Source organism: Ruegeria sp. BB10 (assembly GCF_056535725.1).
Window position 1 is genome coordinate 688,644 of the sequence record NZ_JBQFIW010000001.1, and the last position, 22,037, is coordinate 710,680.

General features: G+C 57.8%; 20 protein-coding genes. 5 read left to right on the forward strand and 15 right to left on the reverse strand.

Features of this window, described 5'->3' with window-relative positions; genetic code table 11:
- Position 1 precedes the first annotated feature (1 nt).
- From ACR3EP_RS03525 to acs, 6 genes are all read right to left on the reverse strand, one after another.
- Positions 2–520 (reverse strand): hypothetical protein, encoded by a 519-nt coding sequence (locus ACR3EP_RS03525; RefSeq protein WP_480636356.1) that lies wholly within the window; start codon positions 518–520, stop codon positions 2–4.
- Between the two features lie 43 nt (positions 521–563).
- Entirely contained in the window at positions 564–2,387 is a 1,824-nt protein-coding gene (locus ACR3EP_RS03530) for a DUF294 nucleotidyltransferase-like domain-containing protein (RefSeq protein WP_480636357.1), read from the reverse strand.
- Positions 2,388–2,496: 109 nt separating this feature from the next.
- Positions 2,497–4,281, reverse strand: a complete 1,785-nt coding sequence (locus ACR3EP_RS03535; protein ID WP_170358045.1) for a sodium:solute symporter family protein — start codon at positions 4,279–4,281, stop codon at positions 2,497–2,499.
- 5 nt (positions 4,282–4,286) lie between these two features.
- A complete protein-coding gene (locus tag ACR3EP_RS03540) occupies positions 4,287–4,571 on the reverse strand; it encodes a DUF4212 domain-containing protein (protein WP_170348424.1) in 285 nt (94 codons plus the stop codon).
- A 184-nt stretch (positions 4,572–4,755) separates the two neighbouring features.
- Positions 4,756–5,439, reverse strand: a complete 684-nt coding sequence (locus ACR3EP_RS03545; protein ID WP_170348425.1) for an adenylate kinase — start codon at positions 5,437–5,439, stop codon at positions 4,756–4,758.
- Positions 5,440–5,446: 7 nt separating this feature from the next.
- Positions 5,447–7,411, reverse strand: a complete 1,965-nt coding sequence (gene acs, locus ACR3EP_RS03550) for an acetate--CoA ligase (protein ID WP_170348426.1) — start codon at positions 7,409–7,411, stop codon at positions 5,447–5,449.
- Between the two features lie 418 nt (positions 7,412–7,829).
- Here acs and ACR3EP_RS03555 point away from each other — a divergent pair, with 418 nt between their 5' ends.
- The 3 genes from ACR3EP_RS03555 (at position 7,830) to ACR3EP_RS03565 (ending at position 10,946) form a co-directional block, all read left to right on the forward strand.
- Positions 7,830–8,846 (forward strand): C4-dicarboxylate TRAP transporter substrate-binding protein, encoded by a 1,017-nt coding sequence (locus ACR3EP_RS03555; RefSeq protein ID WP_170349382.1) that lies wholly within the window; start codon positions 7,830–7,832, stop codon positions 8,844–8,846.
- A 63-nt stretch (positions 8,847–8,909) separates the two neighbouring features.
- Positions 8,910–9,539, forward strand: coding sequence for a TRAP transporter small permease (locus tag ACR3EP_RS03560; protein ID WP_170358049.1), 630 nt, complete (start codon positions 8,910–8,912; stop codon positions 9,537–9,539).
- A 3-nt stretch (positions 9,540–9,542) separates the two neighbouring features.
- Entirely contained in the window at positions 9,543–10,946 is a 1,404-nt protein-coding gene (locus ACR3EP_RS03565; RefSeq protein ID WP_480636360.1) for a TRAP transporter large permease, read from the forward strand.
- A gap of 51 nt (positions 10,947–10,997) precedes the next feature.
- Here ACR3EP_RS03565 and ACR3EP_RS03570 read toward each other — a convergent pair whose 3' ends face one another.
- The 3 genes from ACR3EP_RS03570 to rocF are packed head-to-tail and all read right to left on the reverse strand — an operon-like array spanning position 10,998 to position 13,888.
- Positions 10,998–12,038, reverse strand: coding sequence for an ornithine cyclodeaminase (locus ACR3EP_RS03570; RefSeq protein ID WP_480636362.1), 1,041 nt, complete (start codon positions 12,036–12,038; stop codon positions 10,998–11,000).
- 9 nt (positions 12,039–12,047) lie between these two features.
- Positions 12,048–12,968, reverse strand: coding sequence for a citrulline utilization hydrolase CtlX (gene ctlX / locus ACR3EP_RS03575; RefSeq protein ID WP_170358055.1), 921 nt, complete (start codon positions 12,966–12,968; stop codon positions 12,048–12,050).
- The gene (rocF, locus tag ACR3EP_RS03580; RefSeq protein WP_480636364.1) at positions 12,968–13,888 is read right to left on the reverse strand and encodes an arginase; all 921 of its coding nucleotides are present in this window, start codon (positions 13,886–13,888) and stop codon (positions 12,968–12,970) included. Before rocF ends, ctlX begins: the two co-directional genes overlap by 1 nt.
- Positions 13,889–13,974: 86 nt before the next feature.
- On the opposite strand from rocF, the gene ACR3EP_RS03585 reads away from it, so the two are divergent.
- Both ACR3EP_RS03585 and mprF read left to right on the forward strand, forming a co-directional pair.
- Positions 13,975–14,403, forward strand: a complete 429-nt coding sequence (locus ACR3EP_RS03585) for an Lrp/AsnC family transcriptional regulator (protein WP_058280995.1) — start codon at positions 13,975–13,977, stop codon at positions 14,401–14,403.
- 102 nt (positions 14,404–14,505) lie between these two features.
- The gene (gene mprF / locus ACR3EP_RS03590) at positions 14,506–17,115 is read left to right on the forward strand and encodes a bifunctional lysylphosphatidylglycerol flippase/synthetase MprF (protein ID WP_480636366.1); all 2,610 of its coding nucleotides are present in this window, start codon (positions 14,506–14,508) and stop codon (positions 17,113–17,115) included.
- Between the two features lie 3 nt (positions 17,116–17,118).
- Here the strand turns inward: mprF and ACR3EP_RS03595 are convergent, their stop codons facing one another.
- From ACR3EP_RS03595 to ACR3EP_RS03620, 6 genes are all read right to left on the reverse strand, one after another.
- Complete coding sequence (locus tag ACR3EP_RS03595) at positions 17,119–18,681, reverse strand: efflux transporter outer membrane subunit (protein ID WP_170409507.1); 1,563 nt, start codon at positions 18,679–18,681, stop codon at positions 17,119–17,121.
- Between the two features lie 11 nt (positions 18,682–18,692).
- Positions 18,693–19,838, reverse strand: a complete 1,146-nt coding sequence (locus tag ACR3EP_RS03600) for an HlyD family secretion protein (RefSeq protein WP_480636368.1) — start codon at positions 19,836–19,838, stop codon at positions 18,693–18,695.
- A gap of 21 nt (positions 19,839–19,859) precedes the next feature.
- Positions 19,860–20,222 carry a DUF3302 domain-containing protein gene (locus ACR3EP_RS03605; RefSeq protein ID WP_170348435.1) on the reverse strand — a complete coding sequence of 121 codons (363 nt, stop codon included), beginning with the start codon at positions 20,220–20,222 and terminating at the stop codon, positions 19,860–19,862.
- Positions 20,223–20,256: 34 nt separating this feature from the next.
- Positions 20,257–20,823 (reverse strand): disulfide bond formation protein B, encoded by a 567-nt coding sequence (locus ACR3EP_RS03610; protein ID WP_425080790.1) that lies wholly within the window; start codon positions 20,821–20,823, stop codon positions 20,257–20,259.
- A 10-nt stretch (positions 20,824–20,833) separates the two neighbouring features.
- The gene (locus ACR3EP_RS03615) at positions 20,834–20,989 is read right to left on the reverse strand and encodes a DUF5993 family protein (RefSeq protein WP_170331252.1); all 156 of its coding nucleotides are present in this window, start codon (positions 20,987–20,989) and stop codon (positions 20,834–20,836) included.
- A gap of 114 nt (positions 20,990–21,103) precedes the next feature.
- Entirely contained in the window at positions 21,104–21,865 is a 762-nt protein-coding gene (locus ACR3EP_RS03620; protein WP_480636371.1) for a DeoR/GlpR family DNA-binding transcription regulator, read from the reverse strand.
- Between the last annotated feature and the right edge of the window lie 172 nt (positions 21,866–22,037).

The window sequence follows — 22,037 nt, forward strand, 5'->3', positions numbered from 1 at the left end:
GTTACACTCCGCAGGTGGCCTCGACGATGGGGTCCTCGGCGTTGACGGTCAGCCAGTCGGCATTGAGCAATTGGCCGTCGTCACCGAACTCGGCTCCATCGGCCAGGCTGGCACGGCTGTTGGTGGCGCAGTCGACGGCCACCGGCAGTTTCGAGATCGGGGACCAGCGACCAAAGAAATACATGTCCACAAGGCGTTGATCCGGCACCTGCTCGTTGGTGCGGACCGAGGCGGTGTCGATCGCGGCAAAGCGATTGACGAACGGTACGGCGTAGGTCCACGGGCGATAGAAGGCCCGGCTTTCGACCTCTTGCACGATTTCCATTTCTTCCGGCAGCGTTTCAGCGGTCCGGTCGTACCAGGAATACTCGCTGGCGATGGTCATGCCGATCATACCCAACCCAGCCGCGACCGGAGCGGCCCAGCGGGGCAGGCGACCACCCGTCAGTTTGTTCACTCCCATCACCACTCCTGCAAAGGCGATCCCTGCAAAGATGGTGCCGATCAGTTCCAGAAACATGTTTTTCTCCTGGTTTAACGCTTTTGCGCCCGTTTGGGTCTGCCTAGTTCAGCATACCTTTGCCATGGCCCACCGCCGACTGCATTGTTTTTACGACGACAAAGGCGTCTCGCAGATGACTTCGCTCAAAGTCAGACAAAGTCGATGGTGGAAGATAGTTGTCGGGGTTTTTGCCGGATTTGACCAGCCTCACCTGATGTTCCAGCCGTGTCTCAGCGATCAAGTCATAGGCGTCCAGAATATCCCGCGCGCCCGAAGGGCTAAGAACTTGGGCCGCTTCGGCGGCTTTCAAGCGGGCGCGGGTGTTGGCCTCGGGCAACTGACCCTGAAGGCTGTAGATGCGGGCCAGATCAACCACCGGCACAACGCCGTTATGTTTCAGATCAAGCGTGTTGCGATGTTCGCCCGAGCGGATGGTGGCAAAACCTCGCAACAGGCCGAGCGGGGGCGTGTGCTTTAATGAATTGGAAATCATGTGCGCCACGAAGATCGAATTCGCGTTGGCTGCAGCCAGCGTGTCGGCTTGCAGATCCTCGAACAGTTCGAACGCGCCGCCGATGGGGCGCAGGTCGAACATGACCGAGGCCAGCATTTGCGCCTCGGGGTTCGGTTTGGCGATCCAGCCGTTGAAATAATCCCGCCATACCCGCACCGGCTGACACCAGCGGGGATTGGTCGCCATCATGTCGCCCGGGCAATAGAAATACCCGCAAGTGTCCAACCCGTCCGAAACATATTTTGCCAGTTCGCTGAAATAGGCCATGTCGCCGTCAGACATGTTGTCGTCCAACACCAGGCAATTGTCCTGATCCGATACGCCGGTCTGCTCTTGCCGCCCTTGCGAACCACAGGCTAGCCACAAATAAGGCACGGGCGGCGGGCCCAATTTCTTTTCTGCCAGCGCCAGCAGACGGCGGGTCACAGTATCGGCGATGTCGGTGATCAGACGGGTAACGATCTCATGCCGGTTACCGCTGGCCACCAGCTGCACCAGAAGTTGAGGAATTTCAGCCGTGACCAGTGCCATTTCACCCGCAGAGTTGGCATGAGCGATCCGCCGAACCAGTTCGGCCGAGTTTACGGCCTGATAGTGGGTCAGATCGGTCTGCGTGACGATACCGACCAGCTTGCCGCCTTCACAGATCGGGATATGGCCGATCCCGCGCTCCATCATCACATGCAACACGTCCGATCCAATATCGGAGGGTGAAAGAGTGATGGGATCATGTGTCATGATCGCTGAAACGGGCGTTGTTTCGGGCATGTTGTCCGCCACATATTTTCCGGCTACGTCCCGCAGCGTTGCGATGCCCAGCAGCGTGTCGTCTTGGGTCACGCACAGAGACGAGATATGGCGATCGCGCATCACCCGCGCGGCTTTTTGAACTTGCATGTCCGGAGGACAGGTGGCCGGGTTGTGGGCCATCAAAACGTCAATCGCGCTGGTCGCCAAGCTTTGCGGACCGGCACGTTCCCCCCGCGTACGGTTGAAGAAGTTGGCGACAACATCATGGCCGTCGATCAGCCCGCGCACCACGTTGGGGGGCAGAACCATCAGAACGGACGGCGTATGCGTATGTGCATGGGTTGCAGCTTTGCCGTCCTTCAGAAGACCACGTTCCCCAAAGGAATTGCGCAGTCCCAGATGCGAAACGACAGCGCCGTTTTCATCCGTGATCTCAACCTGTCCTTCATAGATCACAAATATGCCGGGTAGGGTGTTGCCCAGCTCATACACGGGAAACCCTTCATCGACCTCCCACACCTCGATCTGGTTGGCCAGATCGTCCAGCGTGTCAGGCGGCAAGGCGTCATAGGGGTGTACGGATTTCAGAAACCGGGTGATCTGGTCATGGGACAGGGGCATCAGACAATCCTGGGCTTCCATTTGAAAAATCCCGCCCGGTGGAATGCCGGGCGGGAACAGTAGGTCGAAAGACGCGGCACACGGGTGTTATCCATATGCCGCATCATGCTCATTTATTCTGAGCTGCGCCAGCGCCACGGGGAATGCGAACGCTTTCGACCAATTCCACGATCTCCTGCGGGGTCTCTTTGGTCATACCAGCGACCACGTAGGCGACACCGAAGTTGATCATCGCACCGATTGCACCGAACGAGGTCGACTTGATCGGACCCAGCAGCGGATCAGCATCGGTGAAAGAGTTGGTGCCCGGAATGAACAGCCAGCCCTTATGCAGGAAGATGTAGACCAGGGTCACGGTCAGACCAGCCAGCATACCAGCAACCGCGCCGGTGTTGTTGATGCGGGTCGAGAAGATCCCCATCATCAGCGCCGGGAAGATCGAGGCTGCCGCCAGACCGAAGGCCAAGGCCACAGTTTGCGCTGCAAAGCCCGGTGGGTTCAGACCCAGATAGGTTGCAACAACGATGGCCACGGCCATTGCGATCCGCGCCGCCATAAGCTCTCCTTTTTCCGAGATCTGCGGGTTGATCGCGCCTTTGACAAGGTCGTGGGACACAGCCGACGAGATCGCCAGCAACAGACCCGCAGCGGTCGACAGAGCAGCTGCAAGACCACCGGCCGCGACCAGACCGATCACCCAACCTGGCAGGTTGGCGATCTCGGGGTTGGCCAAAACCAGGATGTCGCGGTTGAACTTTGTCAACTCGTTACCCACCCAGCCTTTTTCTTCGGCAAGCACCTGCATGTCTGCATTCTGATCGTTGTAGTACTGGATTTTACCGTCGCCGTTCTTGTCTTCCCAATCCAGCAGCCCGGTTTTCTGCCATGTCTGCATCCAGTCATAACGCGGATCCGTGTCGATTTCCTCGACCGAAACGGCACCACCTTCGATGCCACCATTGGGCCACATCATGTCGGTGATGTTCAGGCGGGCCATTGCGCCAACCGCAGGGGCGGTCAGATACAGCAGCGCGATGAAGACCAGCGTCCAGCCAGCCGACCAACGGGCGTCAGCCACGCGAGGCACGGTGAAGAAGCGCATGATCACGTGCGGCAGACCAGCAGTACCGATCATCAGCGACAACGTGAACAACACCATGTTCAACGTGTTCGAATGGTGCGCTGTGTAGTCGGCAAAGCCCAGCTCGGTCACGATTGCGTCCAGCTTGGTCAGCAGAGGCTCACCACTGGCGGTATCACTGAAAAGACCCAGCGCTGGAATCGGCGTACCGGTCAGCTGCAGCGAGATAAAGATTGCCGGGATGGTATAGGCTGTGATCAGCACGCAGTACTGAGCGACCTGAGTATAGGTCACACCCTTCATCCCTCCGAACACCGCGTAAGCAAACACGACACAGGCACCGATCAGCAGACCGGATGTGTTGGACACCTCGAGGAAGCGGCCAAAGGCCACGCCAACGCCGGTCATCTGACCGATTACGTAAGTCACAGAGGCCACGATCAGACAGATCACCGCTACGATACGTGCGGTCTGGCTGTAGAAGCGGTCGCCGATGAATTCCGATACGGTGTATTTGCCGAATTTACGCAAGTAAGGCGCAAGCAACAGTGCCAGCAGCACGTAGCCACCGGTCCACCCCATCAGGAAGGTCGAGTTGTCATAGCCGGTAAAGGCAATCAGACCCGCCATCGAGATGAACGAAGCCGCCGACATCCAGTCGGCCGCTGTTGCCATACCGTTGGTGACCGGGTGAACGCCGCGACCGGCGGCGTAGAATTCCGATGTGGAACCCGCCCGGGCCCAGATCGCGATACCGATGTACAGCGCAAAGGACGCGCCGACAAACAGCAGGTTGATAGTAAACTGGTCCATGGGGTTTACTCCTCATCCACGCCGTATTCGGCGTCCAGCTTGTTCATGCGCCAGGCGTAGTTGAAGATCAGCACCAGAAAGACCAGGATTGATCCCTGCTGAGCGAACCAAAAGCCCAGATCGGTGCCGCCAACGGCGATACCGGACAGCAGCGGACGCAGCAGAATGCCGAATCCAAAAGACACCAGCGCCCAGATCACGAGGCTGATGTAGATGAGACGCAGGTTGGCCTGCCAATAGCCCTTGTCGGCCTCGGCAGCCTGCGCGGAGTTTGTTGATTGATCCGCCATTGCGGGTTCCTCCTTCGCTTCCTCGTTGGGCGGCCCGTGCCCAACTCCTCCAGTGACTTGGGCCGCTTCTCGATTGTGCCTGGCACCAGCATGATGTCAGGCAAGACTCCTCTGGTCCGCCAAGGCGGGTCCATTGAAGTATTCTCTTGTTGGATCAAAGCCTTGGGGGGCTTTTCTCCTCCCCTTAACTCATCGCGCCACCCACGATATCCTTGAGGTCGCTCGCGATGTCTTCGATCTTGCCCATTGCGTTGGTGCGTTGCAGAACGCCGTGGGTTTCATAATAGGTGATCAGCGGCGCGGTTTGGGCGTGATAGGCAGCAAGGCGCGAGGCAACAGTTTCGGCGTTGTCGTCGGCGCGGCGTTTGAACTCGGTATGGCCGCATTTGTCGCATTTGCCCTCGACCGCGGGGACCTTGAACGTGTCATGAAACCCTTCACCACAGCCTGCGCAGGTATAACGGCCCGAGATGCGGGTGACCATTTCGGCGTCCTCGACCTCAAGGCTGATTGCGGCGCTGATTTTCTGGCCGTTCTCCGACAGCAAACCGTCCAGCGCCTCGGCCTGCACGGTCGTACGCGGGAAGCCGTCCAGAATGACGCCTTTGGCGCAGTCCGGTTCATCCAGCCGATCGCGCAAGATAGCGATGACGATCTCGTCGCTGACCAGATCGCCAGCTTCCATAACGGCCTTTGCAGCAAGTCCGGCCTCGGTCTCGGCGGCAACGGCGGCGCGCAACAGGTCGCCGGTGCTGAGTTGTATAAGCCCGAACGTGTCTTCGAGCATCCGCGCCTGCGTGCCCTTCCCGGCGCCCGGAGGGCCGAGAAGGATCAGAACGGCGGGGGTGGTGGTCGTGGCAGCGTCCATCACATCCTCACTTACTTGCGCGGTTTTCGATCAGATCTTCGACCACCGACGGATCGGCCAAGGTCGAAGTATCACCCAGCGAGCCAAAGTCGTTTTCGGCGATTTTGCGCAGGATACGGCGCATGATTTTGCCGGAACGGGTCTTGGGCAGGCCGGGGGCCCATTGGATCACATCGGGGCTGGCAATCGGGCCAATTTCTGTGCGAACCCAAGTGCGCAGCTCTTTCAGAAGCTCATCCGAAGGCTCGCGATCGTTCATCAGAGTGACATAGCAATAAATGCCTTGCCCTTTGATATCATGGGGATAACCGACAACAGCAGCTTCGGCCACGGCGGCGTGCGCCACCAGCGCGCTTTCTACCTCGGCCGTACCCATACGGTGGCCCGAGACGTTGATCACGTCATCGACGCGGCCAGTGATCCAGTAGTCGCCATCCTCATCCCGGCGGCAACCGTCGCCCGTGAAGTAATAGCCTTTGTAGTCGGCAAAATAGGTTTTCTCGAACCGCTCGTGATCGCCCCAGACGGTGCGCATCTGTCCGGGCCAGCTGTCTTTGATGCACAGCACACCCTCGACCCCGTTTCCTGTGATTTCGACACCCGATTGCGGGTCAAGAACGACAGGCTGAATTCCAAAGAACGGCTTCATCGCCGAGCCGGGCTTCATCGCATGTGCGCCGGGCAGGGGGGTCATCAGGTGACCGCCGGTTTCGGTCTGCCACCATGTGTCGACGATGGGGCAATTGCCCTGGCCGACAACCTCGTTATACCAGTTCCACGCTTCGGGGTTGATCGGTTCACCCACGGTGCCCAGCACTTTCAGATCGCTCAGATCGTGCTTTTCGACCCATTCGGTACCCTGACCCATCAATGCGCGGATCGCCGTGGGGGCGGTATAGAACTGGTTTACCTTGTGCTTGGCGCAGACTTCCCAAAAACGGCCAGCGTCGGGGTAGGTCGGCACGCCTTCGAACATCAGGGTCGTCGCACCATTGGCCAGCGGGCCATAGACGATATAGCTGTGGCCGGTGACCCAGCCTACGTCTGCGGTACACCAATAGATGTCGCCATCGTGGTAATCGAAGGTGATCTGATGCGTCATGGCTGCGTAGACCAGATAGCCACCAGTGGTATGCACCACGCCTTTGGGCTGACCGGTTGATCCGGAAGTATACAGGATGAACAAAGGGTCTTCGGCGTTCATCTCGGCGGGCGCGCAATAGTCATCCGCTTCAAGCGCCATTTCGTTGTAATCGAAATCGCGGCCGTCAACCCATGTGGTCTGGCCGCCGGTGCGCTTGACCACCAGACATTTCACGGTGTCTTTACAGTGCAGCAGAGCGGCATCCGCATTGGACTTAAGAGGGGTCTTGCGACCGCCGCGCGGGGCCTCATCCGCCGTGATAACCACCTTGGCATCGCAGCCGTTGATCCGCGCTGCCAGCGCGTCGGGCGAAAAGCCCGCGAATACGATGGAATGGATTGCGCCAATACGCGCACAGGCCAGCATCGCATAGGCGGCCTCGGGGATCATCGGCAGATAGATCACCACCCGGTCACCTTTGCGCACGCCCAGCGATTCCAGAATATTGGCCATGCGGCAGGTGCGGCGGTGCAGCTCGGCATAGGTGATGTGCTGGGCGTCGTCGTTCGGATCATCCGGTTCCCAGATGATTGCGGTCTGGTCGCCGCGTGTTTTCAGATGGCGGTCCAGGCAGTTGGCTGCGACGTTCAGCGTGCCGTCCGCATACCAGTTGATCCCAACCGAGCCGAAATCATAGCTGACATCTTTGACTTGTGTATACGGCTTGATCCAATCTACTCGCTTGCCTTGCTCATCCCAGAACGCCACAGGATTTTCAATCGAGGCGTTGTACATCTGGGTGTATGCGTCGGCATCGACATGGGCGCGGGCAACGGTTTCTGCGGATGGCGGATAGACCTTGGCATCTGCTTGAGCAGCGGTTGTCATTCTGAGGCTCCTCCCTCTGGACTTTATTTCACTGGGCCAAATCTTGCCCGCGGAACGGGCGATGTCGACCCGTTTCCTCCCCACGTCAAATAATAAGCGAAACTGAAAACAATTAAATAAATTACCGATATCTTTAGATTTGTTTGTAAAGAAATTTTGTTAGTGTGCAAAAAATAGTAAATAAAGCCACTATGAATTTCAAAAAAACAAATAAAACCAGAATAGTAAGTGTCATGAAATTTTTGATTGGCGGATGCAGATGATCAACCGCAATTTTTGAATCTTGGATGCACCTATTGTTTGTCAGCGCTGTCTTCTGGTGCTTGGTGAATTTGTCCGGGGTTGGCACACATCAATGTTGGCGCTAGCTTTGAACGCAAGCGCTTGGAGAAGAAGCGCAACAAAGGGAGAATTCATGATGAAAAAGATGTTGAGCGGCGCGGCCGTCGCCGCCTTGGGTGTTGCATTCGTCTCAGAGGCTGCTGCAACCGAATGGAATGCCTCGGTTTGGGGCAAGCGGCGCGCCTTTACTGAACATGTCGAAAAGTTGGCCGAACTGGTTGGCGAAAAGACGGGTGGCGAGTTCACCATCAACGTCAGCTACGGTGGCCTGTCAAAGCCCAAGGAAAATCTGGACGGCATTGAAATCGGTGCTTTTGAAATGGCTCAATTCTGCGCCGGGTATCACCGCGACAAGAACCGAGCGATCACCGTGCTTGAGCTTCCGTTTTTGGGCGTGAACAATCTTGACGAAGAAGTGGCTGTCAGCCACGCGGTCTACGATCACCCGGCCGTTAAGGATGAGATGGCGCAGTGGAACGCGCGCATAATCATGACCTCACCAATGCCGCAGTACAACCTGGTCGGCACCGGTGATCCGCGCGACGAATTGGCGGATTTTGACGGGATGCGTGTACGTGCCACTGGTGGCCTGGGGCAGGCGTTCGAGGCTGTGGGCGGTGTGCCAACCTCTGTCCCGGCAACAGAAGCGTTCAACGCGATGGAATCGGGTGTGGTCGACACGGTTGCCTTTGCCCAACACGCTCACCTGTCTTTCGGCACCATCAATGAAGCCGACTGGTGGACCGCGAACCTGAACCCCGGCACGGTCAACTGCCCGGTGGTGGTGAATATCGAAGCCTATGAAGCGCTGCCTGCGGAGCACAAGGAGGCGCTGAACAGTTCGATCGACGAGGCGATTGATCATTACCTTGCGAACTACGGCGGGCTGCTTGAGCAGTGGGATAGCGTTTTGTCTGAGAAGGGCGTTGAAAAAGTTGAGATCGATGATGCCGTTCTTGAAGAATTCCGTGCTAAGGCAGCCGATCCGATCCGTGAACAGTGGATTGCGGATATGTCCGCACAGGGTCTGCCAGCGCAGGACCTCTATGATCTGGTTCAAGCTACGCTGAAGCAACAGCGCGGCGGAAACTGAGTTCCTTTTCCGGGTGCCTGACCGGGCACCCGGACACTCATCAAAAAACAGGGGATCACCGGAATGGCAGGACAAGCCACGGTGCTTGAGGACGGCAGTCGGCTCAGTTGGCTGGATCGTCAGCTCTTGAGGTTAGAGCAGTTTTTGGCATTGATCAGTGGGCTTGCCGTCTTTGGCTTGATGGTGCTGGCAGTGGTTTCGGTCAGTGGCCGCAACGCGATTAACGCGCCTTTGCCCGGTTATGTGGACTGGATCGAACAGGCCATGCCGCTGATTGCCTTCCTTGGAATCTCATACGTGCAGCGCGAAGGCGGTCATATTCGTATGGATATCGTGATCGCGCGTCTGCACGGGCGGGCGCTGTGGCTGTTCGAACTGATCTCGGTAGTTTTGATCCTTGTGCTTATGCTGGCACTGGTCTGGGGCAGCTGGTCCCATTTCGACCGCTCTTTCGATTTTGGCGCACCGCTGTGGAGCCGTGACAGTTCAATTGACATCGGCATTCCGCTTTGGCCTGCCAAGCTGCTGGCGCCAGTGGCGTTTTCGGTCCTGTGCGCGCGGCTGGTGTTGCAGGTCTGGGGATATGGGCGTGCTTTTGTGCTGGGACTCGAACATCCGGTGGCCGTGCCGTTGATCCAGGATGCGGCGGCGCAGGCCGCTGCCGAGGCCGAGCAATTCGAAGGGCAGGACTAACGCATGGACACAATAGATATTGGTCTGTGGGTTACAGGTGGCCTGCTTGTATTGGTCGTCACAGGGATGCGGGTCGCCTTTGCCGCTGGGCTTGCCGGGTTGGCCGGGCTGGTCTGGATCTTCTGGGCCAAGTTCGGATATGACCCGGATCGGTTTGGCAAAGCATTGACGGTGGCTGTCAAAACAGCCGGGCAGGTGCCGCATTCCAAGGTGGCCGCCCATACGCTCAGCCTGATCCCAACCTTTATCCTGATCGGATACTTGGCCTATTACGCGGGCCTGACCAAGGCATTGTTCGAGGCCGCCAAACGCTGGGTGGCGTGGGTGCCGGGTGGGCTGGCGGTTTCGACCGTGTTCGCGACAGCCGGGTTTGCCGCCGTGTCGGGCGCGTCGGTCGCCACATCCGCGGTTTTCGCCCGCATCGCCATCCCCGAGATGCTGAAAGTCGGTTACAACAAGCAATTCGCTGCCGGAGTCGTTGCTGCCGGGGGTACGCTGGCCTCGTTGATCCCGCCTTCGGCCATTCTTGTGATCTATGCCATCATCGTTGAACAGGACGTGGGTAAGCTACTGTTGGCCGGGTTCATCCCCGGGGCGTTTTCGGCAGTTATCTATGGCCTGCTTATTGTGGGAATAGCGGTGATTTTCAAAAGCGTTGGGCCTCCGGTCACGGGGTTTACATGGAAACAGCGCTTTGCGTCCTTGCCCGGTGCCTTGCCGATTGTGGCTGTGATCCTGATCATCATCTGCTTTGTCTATAACCCGTTCGGAGAAAAGGCCTGGGGCACACCAACCGAGGGTGGTGCCATCGGCGCCTTCATTGTCTTCTGTTTTGCCCTGTTCCACGGCATGCGCTGGACCGAGCTGAAATCCGCGTTGCTTGAAACCGCCAAACTGACCGCGATGATCTTTTCGATCATCTGGGGCGTGCTGATCTACGTGCGGTTCCTTGGTTTCGCCGACCTGCCGGGCGCGTTTTCGGACTGGATCACCTCGCTTGAGATGTCGCCGATGCTGATCCTGATTTGCATCCTGCTGGCCTATGCGGTGTTGGGCATGTTCATGGATGCCATCGGAATGCTGCTGCTGACGCTACCGGTCGTGTACCCGGCCGTCATGGCTCTGAACGGTGGGGAAGCCGTCAGCGCCGCTGAAAGTGCCTTTGGCATGTCGGGGCCGATGTGTGCGATCTGGTTTGGTATATTGGTAGTGAAAATGGCCGAATTCTGCCTGATCACGCCGCCGATTGGCCTGAACTGCTTTGTTGTCGCTGGTGTGCGCCCGGACTTGAGCGTTCAGGACGTCTTCAAAGGCGTGACACCGTTCTTCATCGCCGACGCGATTACCATCGCGTTGCTTGTGGCGTTCCCGGCCATCGTCCTCTACTTGCCGTCGCTGGCCGGATAGAAAAAGCCCCCGGGGTTAACCGGGGGCGAGGTAATGCCATTTGCGGGTTCTTTAGCTTGCCCGCATCAGCATTCCAAATAGATCGCGCGGATCGTCAGGATCGGCCAGCATGTCCAAAGGTTCAAAGAAATCAGTTCCCTCGATAGCGGACTTGATGTAGCGGAGGGCCGAGAAATCCTCGATCGCAAAGCCGACGCTGTCGAACAGAGTGATTTGACGATCATCGCTGCGCCCTTTGGCCTGGCCGGTCATGACCTGCCACATTTCTGTCACCGGATGGGTGTCGTCCAGTGCCTGAATCTCACCTTCGATACGGGTCTGCTCGGGGTATTCCACGAAGATTTCCGACCGCAACAGGATATCACGATGCAATTCGGTTTTGCCGGGACAGTCACCGCCGATGGCGTTGATGTGAACGCCGGGGCCGACCATATTGTCAGTCAGGATCGTGGCGTATTTCTTGTCGGCGGTGCAGGTCGTGATGATGTGTGCGCCTTCGATGGCCTCTTCGGCGGTTATGCAGGGCACTACTGTCAGACCTTTGCCTTGAAGGTTCGCGGCACATTTCTTGGTGGCATTCGGATCGGTGTCATACAAACGAACCGTATCAATCCCGCACATGGCCTTGAAAGCCAGGCACTGGAACTCTGATTGCGCGCCGTTGCCGATCATGGCCATAACCGACGAAGACTTCGGTGCCAGATAACTGCCCACTAGTGCCGAGGTTGCGGCTGTACGCAGGGCGGTCAGCATCGTCATCTCGGTCAGCAGGGTGGGATAGCCGGTGTAGACATCAGCCAGCAGGCCAAAAGCGGTCACGGTCTGCAGCCCTTCGGAGGTGTTCTTGGGGTGACCGTTCACGTATTTGAATCCGTAGGCCTCACCATCCGACGTGGGCATCAACTCGATCACGCCATGCGGCGAGTGGGCCGGGATGCGCGGGGTTTTGTCGAAGCTCTCCCAACGCTTGAAATCGGCTTCGATCTGGGCCGCGATTTGGGTGATCATCTTCTCAAGCCCGACGTGATGAACCAGACGCATCATGTTGTCGACGGATACAAAGGGCACAAGCGCCTTTTCAGATGGTTGCATTGGGGTCTCCTATCGACGGGACAGGTGGATGCCTGCAATCATACAGCGCACGGATCCACCGGCAGTTTCAATTGTGGGAACCGACAGCGGCAGCGGCGTTGCGCTGGCTTCGATTGTTGCGAGTTGATCCGGGGTCAGGGCGGCAAGCGCCCGGCTCGACAGTGCCAAAACCAGGCCATCCCGACCGCTGAGTTCGATGGCGTTGCCCGCAAATTCGGCGATCTGTTCGTGGGTCAGGTCAATGACCGTGCGACCGGATTCTTCCAACCGGGCTTTTACGGTCGCGCGCCGTTCCGGATCGGTGATCATGTCCAGACAGATCAGTGCATACTCGCTGCCGATGCCCATCAGAACATTGGTGTGATAGACATCTCGCCCTTCGGCATCATGTGCTTCGAACACAATAGGCTCATAATTGAAATGAGTGCAGAAACGCTCCAACAAAACGGGATCGGCACGGTTGGATTTGACTGTGTAAGCGACGCGGCCAACGTGGTCCAGAACCATTGCTCCGGTGCCTTCCAGCGCCAGTTTGTCCTGCTCAAGCCCGGAATAGTCAATCACGTCCTGAACACGGTATTCCTGTTTCAGCATCTCAATGACGTCCGCGCGGCGTTCGCGCCTGCGCGACGGAACGAACATTGGATAGATTGCCACATGCCCGCCGGGGTGGGTCGAGAACCAGTTGTTCGGGAACACGCTGTCGGGTGTGTCGAGGTCCCCGTGATCGTCGAAGACATGAACCTTTACACCTGCATCGCGCAGCAATGCGACCGCCTGGTCATGTTCATCGCGCGCCTGAGCAGATGTGGCTGCAGCCGAGCGGTTGGCCAATGTCTGAAACGCATTGTCGTCGCGGGTCTCAGGGTTAGAAGCAAACGCATGGGGCCGGATCATAACGACGGCAGGGGGGGCTTGCAGAGAGTGCATCAGAAGCTCCGTGTTGGGCGGTCAAAAATGCGGCGGCCCAACAATGAGGCGGCCAGATCGACCATCAGCTTTGCGGTACGGCCGCGTTCGTCCAGAAACGGGTTCAGCTCGACCAGGTCCAAAGAGCAGACATGGCCGCTTTCGTGCAGCAGCTCCATCACCAGATGCGCCTCGCGTTCGGTCGCGCCGCCGGGGACGGTGGTGCCGACGGCAGGGGCGATCGAGGGATCAAGAAAGTCGACATCTAGCGAGACATGCAGGATGCCATTCTCCGCCCGGACCCGATCAAGAAACGCGTTCAATGGGGCTTTGATTCCGTGTTCGTCAATGCTGCGCATATCGGCCAGCATGGCGTGATCTTCCTCAAGCCGTGCGCGCTCGGCAGGATCGACCGAGCGCAAGCCAATCATGCCCACGCGATCTGTTGGAACCGGGGCGGGTACGGTTGGGAAATTATCAAAACCCGCCTGGCCGGTGAAATAGGCGACAGGAGTACCGTGCAGGTTGCCGCTGCCAGTGCTGTCGGGGGTGTGAAAGTCGCTATGGGCATCCAGCCAAAGTACGAACAGAGGGCGCCCGATCTGCTGGGCATGGGCGGCCATCCCTGCAACGGTTCCCATCGACAGCGCGTGGTCGCCGCCCATAAAGATCGGCAGACCCTTGGGGGCAGTTTCCTGCGCCGCACGGCTTAGCGCGTTGGTCCAGCCGATAACCTCGGGCAGGGCGAATAGATGTGTGTCCTCAGCCACATCCATGCTGTCCGGCTGGACATCGCCAATGTCTGAAACCTGATGACCCAGATTGGCCAAAGCCTGATCCAGACCGGCCACTCGATAGGCGTCAGGCCCCATTCGGCAGCCCTGACGACGCTTGCCAGCGTCCATCGGGGCGCCGACCAATATAACGTGTTTGTTGTCCATATGTTTGTTTAGTTCCGCAGGGTGGGTTGCGAAAAGAGAGCAAAATGTTCAAAATGAAACCTCAATAAGCGAAATGAGAAATGACTATGGACGATTTGGACAGTAGGTTGCTGAATGCGCTGCACCGGGACGCGCGGGCCTCGCTGTCTGAACTGGCCGAGACGCTGGGCGTCACCCGCACCACGGTGCGCAGCCGCCTGCAGCGTCTGAAACAATCGGGTGAGATTGTGGGCTTTACCGTCCTGACCCGTTTGGATGTGGCGGAAAGCCCGGTGCGGGGCCTTATGATGCTTGAGATCGAAGGCCGCGGGACCGAACGTACGATGGCCAGAATCGCGGCCCTGCGCCAAGTGCGCGCCGTGCATACGACCAACGGCAGTTGGGATTTGATTGCCGAGATTGGCACCGAAACTTTGGCGGAACTGGACGAGGTCTTGTTTCAGATCCGGCGGATGGAGGGGATAACGCGGTCCGAGACCAATCTGTTGCTGTCAACGCGTAAAGGGCGGGTCTGATCCCTTGTAGTGCTTTGACGTTCAAGGAAATTGTGCCAAGGTTGCCCTGCGTCGCCGATCCACGCACAGGATCGTTGCAGTGCCTCGGAGCAGGGGGGAACCATGACCACGCAGGAGACTGATAAAGAGCTTTGGGCCGTTCGTCTGGCCGAGCGGGTCACCGGGTTCCTTGAAAAGCCCGCGGTCAGAATTGCGGTTCCGATCCTGGTGACGTTGATTGCGCTGGTCGTACTGCACGAACTGTCCCAGCACGTGAAATGGGCCGATGTTCAGGTGGATGTGGCAAATACATCCTGGAAACTGATGTTCATCGCCCTGTGCTGGACCTGTTTCAGCTTTTTGTCCTTGTCCATGTACGACGTGCTGGCCGTTCAAAGCGTGGCGGACGGAGAGGTTCCCCTGGCCGTAGCTGGCATGGCCGGAGCCAGTGGTTATGCCGTATCGAACTGCCTAGGCTTTTCCTACATTACCGGAACGGCGATCCGCTATCGCATCTACGCCTCGCTTGGGTTGGACCTAAGCCGGGTTGCCGGGGTCATCGCGACCTCTTGGATCGCGTTCTGGTCCGGGCTGGTGCTGTTGCTGGGCATACTGCTTACCCTGCATCCCGATGGTATTTCAAATGTTCTGCCGATCAGCGACACGACTGAGACGATAATCGGTCTGTGCCTGTTGGCCGCGTTGGTGGCCTTGTTCCTCTGGCTCGCGCGGGGCGGGCGCAAGTTGGCCTATGGCGGATTTGGGTTCAACTTGCCTGGCGGCAAACTGGCAGGCTTGCTAACGCTGGCCGCGATCGGGGACCTGTTTGGCGCTTCGATGGTGCTTTATACCCTGATGCCCGATGACCTTGGGGTCGGCTACCCCTATTTCTTCACGATCTTTATTGGGGCTATTGCCGTTGGGATCGTAAGTCACGCGCCGGGCGGTATTGGCGCGTTCGAGGCGACATTGATCGCAGGTTTGGGTGCCTCTGGCCGGTCTGACGTAATCGCGGCCTTGCTGCTGTATCGTCTTGTCTACACATTTCTGCCTTTTGTCATTGCCAGCGTGTCGATTGCTGTGGCCTCGGCGCTGACGCATCGCAACCATATCAGCGGCGCGGCCACATGGGTCTATCGCGCGATCCGGCCGATTGTGCCGATGGTTGCCGCAGGCGTGACGGCGGTTGCCGGGATCATCCTGTTGGTGTCCGGGGCCTTACCGTCCAGCAGTCAAAGCCTTGGTGTTTTGCGAGATTTTCTGCCTTTGTCCTTTGTCGAAGCCTCACATCTGGCAGGCAGTGCAATAGGTGTTCTTCTGATCCTGATTTCGCGCGGTTTGTTCCGCAAACTTTATCGTGCCTGGATCGTGGCGATGTTGCTGATGGTGGCCGGTTTCGTTGCCTCGTTGACCAAGGGGTTGGATACGCACGAGGCGATCGGCATGCTGGCCTCAATCGCGGTGCTGGCCACATTCCGGGGTGCGTTTTACCGGGTCAGCGGCGCGTCGATTTTTCGGCTGAACATCCCGTGGCTGGTCAGCGTAGTGGCCCTGTTGGCGGTCATTTTCTGGATCGGGCTGTTTGCCTATTCGCATGTCGAATACCAGAACGCCCTGTGGTGGGATTTCGCGTGGAGCGGCGACGCCTCACGGTTCCTGCGTTCCAGCCTGGTGGTAGCGGTCATACTTGGTGTGGTGGCTGTTAACTCACTATTCGGGCGGGAAATCCCTGAACCGGTACGCACGGAAATCCCGCCTGTCGTCGAACGGCTGGCGTTGGAAAGCGAAGACACGGAGGCGCAGATTTCGCTGACCGGAGACAAGCAGTTTTTGATCGCGCCCGATGAATCCGCGTTTCTGGCCTATGCCGACACCGGCAACGCTCTAATCACCAAGGGAGAGCCGGTTGGCGATGAAAAAGCCGGTCAACAACTGATCTGGCAGCTGCGCGAAATGGCCGACCGCGAGGGCAAGCTCTGTGCGTTTTACAGCGTCTCGACCAAATATCTGCCAACCTTTCTGGATCTGGGTCTGTCCATCTTGAAAATCGGTGAGGTCGCGCGGGTGCCGCTGCAAGATTTCTCGCTGGATGGCAAATCCCGAAAACGGTTCCGTCAGGCCAAAAACCGGGCCGAGCGTGAAGGGTATGTGTTCGAGATCATCCCGAAGGAAGAACTGACCCCGGTCCTGCCGGAGCTACGCAAAATTTCTGACGACTGGCTCGAGCATAAAGCGGGTGAGGAAAAGGGATTTGCCCTAGGCGGGTTCGACGATGACTACCTGTCCTATTTCGATTTTGCCGTGCTGCGAAATGGGGACACAGGCAAGATCGTGGCTTTTGCCAATCTGTTCCAAGGCGGCCATAAATCTGAACTGTCGCTGGATTTGATGCGTTACGAACCTGACGGCTCGAACTTCATCATGGACGCGCTGTTTGCCGAGATGATGTCGTGGGGAGCAGAGCAGGGGTTCCACTGGTTCTCGCTGGGCGCGGCGCCGTTTTCGGGGATCGAGAACCGGCAACTGGCTTCGTTCTGGAACCGTGTCGGCGGGTTCGTCTATGAGCATGGCGAACAGTTTTATCACTTTGAAGGGTTGCGATCCTTCAAGCAGAAGTTCGACCCGGAATGGAGCCCGAATTATCTGGCCAGCCCGGGCGGTTTTGCAGCGCCGCGCATCCTGTATGAAGTGAACATCCTGATTTCCGGCGGGCTGCGCGGATTGACCAAATAGCGATTAGTTGAGGCTTGCCCGCGTCGGGTCTTGTTGCAGCAGGTCGCCCCAATCGGTGCGGTATGCCATCTCGGCCAGCACGGTTTCAGGCAGGAATTCCTGATTTTGGCGAATCTGCCAGCCGCCGCCCAGCCCCTTGTACACGGCAACCAGATTGCTTGAGACCTGTTGCCGCGCCTCGATCAGATTGGCCTGCGACCGCAGCAACGCGGTCTGAGTGTTCAGGATGCGGGAATAATCGGCAATACCGTCGCGATATTGATCCACCGCAATCTGGGCGGCCTTGCGCGACGCGGTGACGCTGTTTTCGTAAAAAACCACCTGCTTGCGCGATTGGGCATAGGCGACCATCGCGCTTTCCACCTCGGAATAGGCGGTTAGAACAGTGTTTTGGTAGTTGGCGATCAGCGCTTGATAAGCCGCGTCTTGCGCACGGACGTTGTTCTTGATCCGGCCGTAGTTCAGCACGTTCCAGACCACACCTGCATTGGCCAGACTGGTCGTGCTGGCTGCGGAAAACAAATCCCGCCCGCCCGAGGCTTGTAGGCCGATGGACCCAGACAGAATGAATTGCGGGTACAGATCAGCCATCGCAATGCCGACCTCGGCCGATTGCGTTGCCGCCGCCAACTCGGCCGCGCGGACATCGGGACGGCGACGCAGCAGCTCGGCCGGAACACCCACGGCTACATTCGACCGGGCTGAAGGGATGCGCCCCGAATTACCCAGCAGACTGGTCATGCGCGAGGGCGTTGCCCCCAACAACACAGCCAACGCATTCTTGGCCTGTTGCAGATCGCTTTCAATCTCTGGGACCAGCGCCTTGGTGTTGTTCAGCAGGGCAGTGGATTCCTGCACGTCCAGCTCGGTCGTCACACCGTTGTCAAAGCGCAATTGCGTCAGATCAGCAGACGCCTGTTGCAGCTGAATGTTCTCACGCGCGACCGCCAGAGATTCCTGCAAAGCGCGGATATTTACGTACAGGGCGGCGACGTCGCCGGTCAGCGTCACCAGGGCGTCGTCGTAATTCGCCACCTGCAGCGCCAGATTGGACCGCGCCGCCTGAACGCCGCGCCTTTGCTGACCCCAGACGTCCAGCTCCCATTGCGCATCGAACCCAACCTGAGATGTCGAAAACTCGGTATCCAAGGGGATGATCCGATTTACATCCGAAATCGGCCCAAGATTGTCACTGATTTGGCGCCGCTCGATTGATCCGCCGATGGCTTGCGATTGCGGATACAGCTCCCCGAACGCAATCCCCAACTGCGCGCGAGCCTGCAGGACACGGGCACCTGCCACCTGTAGATCAAGGTTCTGGGCATAAGCCTCTGCAACCAGTTTGTTCAGGGTGGGGTCGTTGAACGTCTCCCACCATTTCACCACCGGCGCGCTGCGCGAGGTTAGGCCGCTGGGTCCGGCGCTGGGGCTGTTCACCTCGATCCATTCTTTCACGACCGGAGAGTTCGGGCGCACGAAATCCGGGCCAACTGGCGTGCAGCCGACCAGCAGGGCCGCGCATAGGGCGGTGCCGATCAATCTGCGGTGAAGTCTGGCCCGGGTCATGTCATGTGTCCTCAGATATCCAGTGGTCGGATGAAGTTGGCGAAGGAATACAGGCGGATATTGATGCGGCGCAGGAATTCAAAGCTTTTGCCCTGACCGGTGTAGATGGCGACCGCCGCGTGGCCGCCGGCGGGAAATGTGTGACTGTCTGGGATGTCGACCGAGATCTGCACCGCGATGCGACCCGGTAGTTTTGGAAACTCAAAGCCGGGCAGGCGGCCTGAGGGCAGGTACTGACCTTGACGCGTAGCCCACCAGATTGCTTCGACCTTGCCGGTTAGAATCTCGCCGGGATAAAGGTCCAGCGCGACCTCCACCTCCTGACCGGGCTCGACAAATTTCAGGTTCTGCTGACGATAGGTGGCCAGAATGTAAGGATTGTCCTTGGTCACGAAACTGGCAATTGCACCCAGCCGGATATCGCCAACAACCAGACCGGGACGCGCCTGTTGCGAGACGATCATGCCGTCTTCGGGTGCATAGATCGTCGTGTTATCAAGGAAATACTGGGCTTTATCCAGCTGTGCCTGCGCCTGAAGGATGCCGGTATTGACCCCGTCAATCTGGGAATCCAGCGCGAGTTGGGCCTTTTCGAGATTGGCCTCGGCCTCTTTGACCTGTGCCTGATCCTCGGTGACCTGCTCATCCCAGCGATCTAATTCGTCCTGCCTTGCGCCACCAGCAGGCACGAGGTTCTCGTACCGCGCCTGTTGGGTCAGGGCGTAAGCTAGCTGCGCATTTGCGCGCTCGATGGCCTCGGACGCCGCGATCACGTCCTGTTCCAGGATTTTGGCATTCTGCTCGGCTGCCACCAGCTGCGCGGTTGCCTCTTCAACTTCCAAAGCGAATACCGTGTCGTCAAAGCGATAGAGGGGATCGCCCTTTTTCACCTCGGTATTCGGCTCGACCAGCACTTCGGTCAGGATCGTGGGCTCGGTCAGGCGCGGTACGATCTGAATGGTCGAACGCACCACGTGGCTGTCGATGGAAAACGGTTGGAAAAAACGCAGTGCGACAAGGAAGATCAGCAGCAGATGCGCGCCGACCCAGAATGAAACGACACCCCAGGTGATGTTGAACTTCAGTAACTTCGCTTTGAAGAAAATGAACCAGACGAAAATGATGTAGAACAGCGTAATGCCGAGGGCGACAAACATATTCTGTGACTTCCTTTGGCCTTAGCTTTTCTGCGTCTCGTCAGGGTCTAGCGGATCGCTGTATTCTTCGTTCACCGTTCCGCCCAACCGCTTGATTTCCTTGCGGATCGCATCTTTTTCGTCATCGGGTGTGCGCCGAATGTCGACTGTGACGCCATCGTGGAAGGCCCACATAAAGGCATGCACCCACGGCACAACAGCCAGAAAACCCATCCACCCCATGATCTTGACGGCTTCGGCATGGGGGTGATTGCGTTTGATCGCGATCCGCCCCGGTAACCCCATGATGAACAGGATCAGCGCCATCACAGCCGCAAGAAGCAGGATCAATGCCACGAAAGTCAGGTAGTCATAGTAGCCAAGTGGCTGCCCCAATAGTCCCATGCTCGTGCCTCCTTTTGGGCAGGTTGTCCTATCCTCAGCCGTCGGTGCCCAGTTCGTCAATCAATTTGTAGCTGGTGGGTGGGTCTGCGCAGATTCCAGGCCCGCATTCCACCAGTGTCGAGACCGCATTCAGCGCCGCCAGCCCCAGCATGATAAAGAACGCGCTTTTGGCCAAAATGCTGCCACCAAAACGCGGTTGTTGGGTGTTTTCGGCGTATTGCTGGTCAAACAGCAGCATAAAGGCCGTACCCAGCAAGATCAGGAAAAAGCAGATCGCGGACCAGGTATAATAGTGCAACCCCAGAACCGGTGACCCATAGTGACCTGTACCCGGTACGATATGCAGCAGAATCTGGCGTACGGCGACGCTGCCGCCGAACAGTGCCGCAAGCAGCATGATCGCATAGTGCTGCGGCCGCGCTCCGTAAAGCAGGTTCAGGCCTAGACCAACGCCCACGGCCACCAGTCCAACCCTTTGCAACAGGCACAGAGGGCAGGGGAGTTCATCGAGTTTTAACTGGTAGAAATAGGCCAGTACCAACACCAGGCTGACAGCCAGCATACCAAGAGCGTTGAGATTGCGTGAAAGTTCCGGTGTCATCGCGGCCCCCTTACAATTGGATCGTCAGTTGGCTGGTGGCATGGAACTTCAGCCAATACACACTCAACGCCAGCGTGAAAAAGAAAAGCACGTTGGCCGCTGTTGTCCGATTAAAGTAATTCAGTCCCATCGTGGCTGTAAGTAACGCAAACAAAAGCGCTATCATGGCTCGGTTCTCCCCTCCCGTGCGACGATTGCAATATGGGGGAGTGTGTCAGGTGAATTTGGTTCTGGCAAGAAGTCGCGAAGGAAGTTCCCGTTTAATGCGAATTACTTGGGGTCAGGCGCACAGCTTTAATTGTGTTCGCCATTCGGAACATTTCTTGGTCAGCGAATTGGGAAGGGCTTTGTCGGTATAGAACACATCGACATCGGACAATGAGGCAATTCGGGCGGGGGCTGTACGTTGGAATTTGGAGTGATCGGCCACCACGCAGGTTCGGCGGGCTTGGGCAATGATGGTCTGACTGACCCGGACTTCTTGAAAGTCAAAATCCATCAGATCACCTTCGGCATCCAACGCCGAACATCCGATGATGGCATAGTCGAACTTGAACTGTTCGATGGTAGCAATCGTCAGGTTGCCGACCAGTCCCCCATCCGAACGGCGCAGCACACCGCCCGCCACAACAATCTGACAGTTTGGGTTGTCGACCAGAATATTGGCGACGTTCATGTTGTTGGTGACCACCATCAGGTCCTTGTGGTTCAGTAATTGCCGGGCAACAGCCTCGGTCGAGGTGCCGATGTTCAGGAACACAGATGCGCCATCGGGAATATCCTGCGCGCAAAGTTGCGCGATGCGCGTCTTGGCGTCTGCGTTAAGCGCTCGGCGATCCTCATACCCGATATTCGACACCCCCGAACGAAGGACAGCACCACCATGCACGCGGTCCAGTTTGCCCATGTCAGCAAGTTCCGAAAGATCGCGGCGGATGGTCTGAACCGTCACACCAAACCGCAGCGCCAGGTCTTCGACCATCACGCGGCCATCTTGTTTAGCGATGTTCAGAATGTCTGACTGGCGAAAGGAAAGGGACACGGTTGGCTCCAATTTTGATGTGTTCGTTTTTGTTCTGTTTCCGTTGAATTGCAATAATGTGCTGGGCGAATGCACAAAAAAGCAAGTATTGTGTGGTAAAACGAACAAAAACGAAAACAAACATTGACGAAGCGCGGACCTGTACGGTTAATGAGCGCGCGTTTTCGGCAAA